This is a genomic window from Candidatus Krumholzibacteriia bacterium (genome assembly GCA_035268685.1).
GTDB lineage: Bacteria > Krumholzibacteriota > Krumholzibacteriia > JAJRXK01 > JAJRXK01 > JAJRXK01.
Window position 1 is genome coordinate 1 of the sequence record DATFKK010000169.1, and the last position, 5,391, is coordinate 5,391.

The 5,391-nt window shown below is 65.3% G+C and carries 2 protein-coding genes; both read right to left on the reverse strand.

The genetic code is table 11. From position 1 onward, the window contains the following. Positions 1 to 443: 443 nt before the first annotated feature. On the reverse strand, positions 444 to 4,103 hold the full coding sequence (locus VKA86_15790) for an FG-GAP-like repeat-containing protein (GenBank protein HKK72668.1): 3,660 nt from the start codon (positions 4,101 to 4,103) through the stop codon (positions 444 to 446). Between the two features lie 383 nt (positions 4,104 to 4,486). Next, positions 4,487 to 5,362, reverse strand: a complete 876-nt coding sequence (locus VKA86_15795) for a CHAT domain-containing protein (GenBank protein HKK72669.1) — start codon at positions 5,360 to 5,362, stop codon at positions 4,487 to 4,489. Positions 5,363 to 5,391: the final 29 nt, after the last annotated feature.

The following is a 5,391-nucleotide window of genomic DNA, read 5'->3' on the forward strand; positions in this document are numbered from 1 at the left end:
TCTGTCGGGTGACGACCGGCGGGGTGTCGAACGGTGGGCGGAACGTCGTCGCTCGTGGCCCATGCCGCGCGACCACTTCCGCCGCGGAAGTCGGGATCCCGGAAGTCTCGTCGGGGATGTTCCGCGCGGGAAGACTTCGCCCGCGTCCCGCGACCCGACCCGCCGACACCATCTCTGCTGCCGCGTCATCGATCCCACTTCTCGCGGAACCGGACGTCGTCGTGGCCGTGAGTCCAGACCGTCTGCAGCGCTTGCGTGGCGGCTTCGTACACTTCGCGGGCAGTGCACTCCGGATGCTTCGGGCGCGGCGCGCCCTGCTTCGATCCGTCAACAACGGCCTTGCGCCCGTCTCCATCGAAGGCTGGTCTCACCAGGCGGAGATTCGCTCGAGCCGCCTTGGCAGAGTCGCTGAACCGTCCGACGAACGGAGTCCGCCACTCACGTCAGCGGAAGCGTACGAGGCGCCTGACTTCCATGTGTTCTCCGGTATCGACCCGCAGGTAGTACACACCGGAAGCGACGAGCGCCCCGCCATCGTCCCGCCCGACCCACTCGATCGTGTGCCGTCCTGCCGAGAGCGAACCGCTGACGAGACTTCGGACCCGGCGACCGCGCGCGTCATGAATCGTGGCCTCCACCGTCCGGGTGCGGTCCAGGGAGAAAGTGATCGTCGTGAAGGCCCGGAACGGGCTCGGACGAATGCTCGAGATCGAGACGCCCTTGGTACCGTCCGACGGTTCGGGATCCACACCTACCGCCGTGTTCTCCTGGAACACAGTCATGATGCGATCGACGGGGACGTCGAACATCAGACTCTGACTCTCCCCGCCCGGCCAGATGACCTCGAGCCTCTCGACGGTTTCCGCTTCGCCGAGGCCGAAGTGCAGGAACGGGGTCGATTGCACGCCATTCGACGCAGTGATCCAGTGCTGACGACGTTGGACGCGCCCATTGGCGACCAGTTCGACTGTCGCCCCGATGCCGAGCGCATTTCCGGTCGCTGGATCGCCGCGCAGGTCGAGCTGCAACCAGTGCCGGTCGACGAACGGATCGGCGATCCGGCCCGATGCGCCACCCATCTGCCGGAACACGTCGAGCCAACCGTCGCGATCGAAATCGCCGACGGCCATCTCGGACGACGCGAGTTCCTCGCAGAGCTCCGATCCGTCGCAAGCGTTCGTGAATCGATACTTGCCGTCGTCGTAGGCGAAGTACACGGCGACACCTCCGTCGCTGCGATTCACCACGATGTCGCGACGGCCGTCGTTGTCCATGTCCTCGACGACGAGGTCGGTCGGCGTACCCGCCGGGGCACCCGAAGGAAGACTGCGGGCGACGTCCCCGATCGTCAGCTCCGGAAGAAAGACGTATCTGCCGGGCTCGTTCGCGAAGATCTCCACCGCGTTCTCCCAGGCCAGGACCACAGCGGGGCGCTCATCCGACCAGAGGTGGGCCCACTTCGCGACCGGCTCGAAAGCATAGAACTCATCGTGGATGTTGCTGCGGGGATCAAACGACGGCAGGTCGGAGTACGCCCAGAGCGAGGCCTGGAAGAACCCGAAGTTGTCCGAGAAGGCGTTCTCGAGAACGATCGCGCCGAACTCCTGTCCGACGAGGAGATCCGGGTCGCCGTCGCCATCGTGGTCCGCGATGTCGATCGACCGGATGCTGCCCGAACCGATGTCGTACTTCGATCGCAAGAGGACGCTTCCGACACCAGCTGGATCACGGGTAACCACACAGAGCGAATCACCCTTCGTGGCGAGAAAGTCCAGCGTCCCGTCTCCGTCGAAGTCAGCCCAGCCGTTCAGACTGCTACTCCAATCCGCGAGTTCGGCCGGCCACGCACCGTCGACCTCGACCAGGGTATCCGACGTCGTCTCCACGAGAACCCGCGGCCCCTGGTAACCAGCACTCGCGATGAACCAATCGCGCCGCCAGTCGCTGTTCCAGTCTCCGAAACTCACGCGCTGCGCCTCGAAAGGAGCGCCGGTAGGCGTCACGTCGCGGACTCCCCCGTTTGCGGACGGTTCGACGACACGGCTGATCCCACTTCCGAGCTCCTGGACGAAGTCCCCGAAGAAGAGCTCGATCGACGGCTCTCCGGCGACGTTCGTGAAGGCGGGATGGTACGTGAAGGAAGGGGATGATCCTTCGGACGTCGGATCGAGACTCCAGTAGGTCATCGCGGGCGCCCGTGCGCACGTCTCGTCGGCAAGGGGCGTCTGGACGAGGCCGGCGTTGCGTGCACGAAGGCCGAAGCACGCGTCGACGCCTGGAGCGCGCGCGGAGGCGACGACGACGCTGCCATGCGTCGGGCTCCACCAGCTCGAGCCTCCGGGACCGGCAAGGATCGAGCCGTCGGTCAGATCGACGATCTGGACCTCGGTCCCGGGGGCGTTGTCTCCCAGGTCGACCTCGAGCTCGACCTCACCGGGCCGGTCGACGACCGATGCGAAGCGCGGGCGCTCGGCGGCGGTCATCAGTGAAACCATGTCCGACGTCGCGGTCTGCAACGAGGCGGCCGACATCCTCAGGTAGAGGTCCACGGCGGTGTTTCCCGTGAACTCCGAGGGCGGCACGGCGATCTCGACCTCTGCTTCCTCTCCGATCGTACCGAGCCCTTTCGGATTCACGCCGTCGGGCACGACATACGAGTCACCGGGCGGAATACCGCTGGGAGCGATCAACGTTTCGAGTTGCGCCAGGGGAGATCCAGGGACGAGTCGACTCGTGACCACCACCGAGTCGTCGCGAGCGACGGCCTGTACGGACACGAACTGCGGATCGTCGAAGTCTGTCGTCACCTTCGACGGGAGAAGGTAGAAGCGTCCATCGTCGGTCAGTACGCCGATGTCGGCCTGGCTGTCGGCGTCGAACGTACCGACAACGACGTCCGCGACATCGCTCGCGGTGTACCAGGTCTCGTCGTCGATCCAGGACGCACCGTCAGCAGACCCTTTCGACCACTGGACCCAGTCGGTCGTGCCGTCGTGGGACACGCCGATCGCGTCGCGCCGGCCGTCGGTGTCGAGGTCACCGGTGCCGTAGAAGTCGCTTGATCGAATCGATTGGGATCCCGGCTCGCCCAGTCGATGAAAGCGCCCGAGGGTATCGACGACGGCGGGAACGTCGCGTCCGAGGTCGTCGTCGAGCACCAGGACGGAGTCGAAGCCGAACGGATCCGAACTCTGTGGCACCGGATCGGGATACGCCGGGTTCGGAACGGCAGACGCACCGTCGTAGAGCCACCAGGTCTCCTGCACGCGAGAGTACAGACCGAGGTCGTCAGCACCGTCTCCATCCCAATCACCGATCACGGGAACCAGGTCGAGCCCCGGCGAGACCGGCAACGAGGAACCGTCGGGCCAACCGGCCGGCGCGGTTCCGTCGGAACTCTGCAGGATCCCCCATTGCCCGTTCGAGGTGTCGAACCAGACGCGGTCGGGGATCTGATCAGCGTCGAAATCGCCGATCACCGGTCGAGCGGTGCTCGGCATCGAGGTCCATGGGAACGAGTCAACGATGCCATTGGTGTCGACGAGCCACGTCCACGTGCTTCCGTCCCATCCCGCGTACGCTGGATCATCCCATCCGTCGGCATCCCAGTCGGCAACGGTCGATACGATCGACGTCAAACCCGAATCTGCGAGCGAAGCATCCGGCCAGGATCGAAGTCTCGGTTCCAGCACCTCGTCACCGTCCCAGAGCACGTACTCCAGGGTCGTCGTCGCGAAGCCCAGGCCCTCGGTCCTCCCATCGACGATCAACCAGTACTCCGTACCAGGGACGAGGTCTTTCGCGACGATCGTGTACGCGAAGGATTGAAGCTCACGGTCCAGCTCGATCCATCCCGGAATCTGGATCGCCGACTTCCGTCGACTCACTTCTGCACTCAAGAGTTGCGTGTGCATCGGATAGTCGTAGGCCGCGCTGATGTCGGCGGGCGGCTCCTCGGGGTGGACGCCGACGATTCCTATGGTCGCACTGCGCAGTTCGTCCGGAGGGATGTCGCCATCACGCCCGCATTCGCTGCAGCGATCGACGCCGTAGAGGGCGAGGACCACGCTCGAAGACGGAGCGACGAAGCGAATCGTTGGCAACTCTGTGACGGCTACATCACCCGAGGCAGTCCTCGTGACGCTTCCTTTCGACAATCGCGCCGCGTGTACGGACCCGTGCGGAAACAAAAGCAGGCCGAGAATCAACCCGACCATCCAAGCACCGCGAACCATGACCGACCCTTCGATAGACTTTCGACGTCAGATCGCGCGCATTGCGAGACCGTCCCGGATGCGGCTGGACAGGCGATACGCCTCTTCGCGAGAGAGGCCCATGGCGGACGCTCGAGGATCGTTCGACCCGAGCCTTTCCGTTCCGACGAGGACGAAGGACCTCCAGCCACTGATACCCCGTCACTCATACAAGCGACGTTCGAATCCCGATACGACACGGTATCCGCCGGGCGGCGCCTCCCGGGCCGGGATCACGGCACCCCCACCAGGACGAAAGGCGCCCAGCGCGCACGATCGTGCGGTCCGCGACGCTCGGCCAGGGCGCGTTTGGCCTCCCGGAGGCAGTGGGCCAGATCCGGGCTGCGATCCGCGCTCAGGCTCTCCGCGATCTCAGCGTAGAACGACTTCATGAGTTCCTGGGTCGATCGATCCCCGACCGGCCAGAGTGTCGCGACCACCCGCCGGGCTCCTGCTGCGAGGAATTCACGCGAAAGTCCGACAACACCCTCACCGGCGACGGTGCGACCCCGGTGGGTGTCGCAGGCGGAAAGGACCACCAGGTCCGAATCGAGACGGAGAGATCCGATCTCGTGCAGATCGAGAAATCCGTCGTCCGCGCTCGTTCCCGCGCCAGGACTCAGTACCAGGCTCGCGGTGACGTGGTCTCCGATCTGCGCGACGAGACCGTGGGTTGCCAGGTGAAGGATGCCGGCCTCGGGAGCACGCTCTCGCACGACCGACTCCGTCGCCCTCGCACCGGCGTACAGTTCGACCTGGCGAAGCGACCGGCGGATGTGCTCCCCCTCGGCGCGCGTGCCGGGCAGTCGTTGGAGCGGCTGGTTCATGACCGAGCGCCGAGCATCCCTTGATGGACGACCCTCGAAAGCCGGATCGGCCACGACCACGACGGGCCGGTCCCATCGCTCACTCTCACCTCTCAGACGCAGGAAGACCGAAGCCGATGGGCAATAGGTCACGGCGGGACCACCCTCGAGAAGCGTGATCGGCTCGGGGTCCCTGGACCAGGTCAGAGTCTCGAAGGGAAGCGCCTGCAAGGGGGAGTCGAGGACCAACACGAGAGACCGGACCGACCGGAGCCGTCGAAGGAGATCTTCGGGGAGGAGCACTCGACTGAGGTCGTCGATCGCGGAGCGGA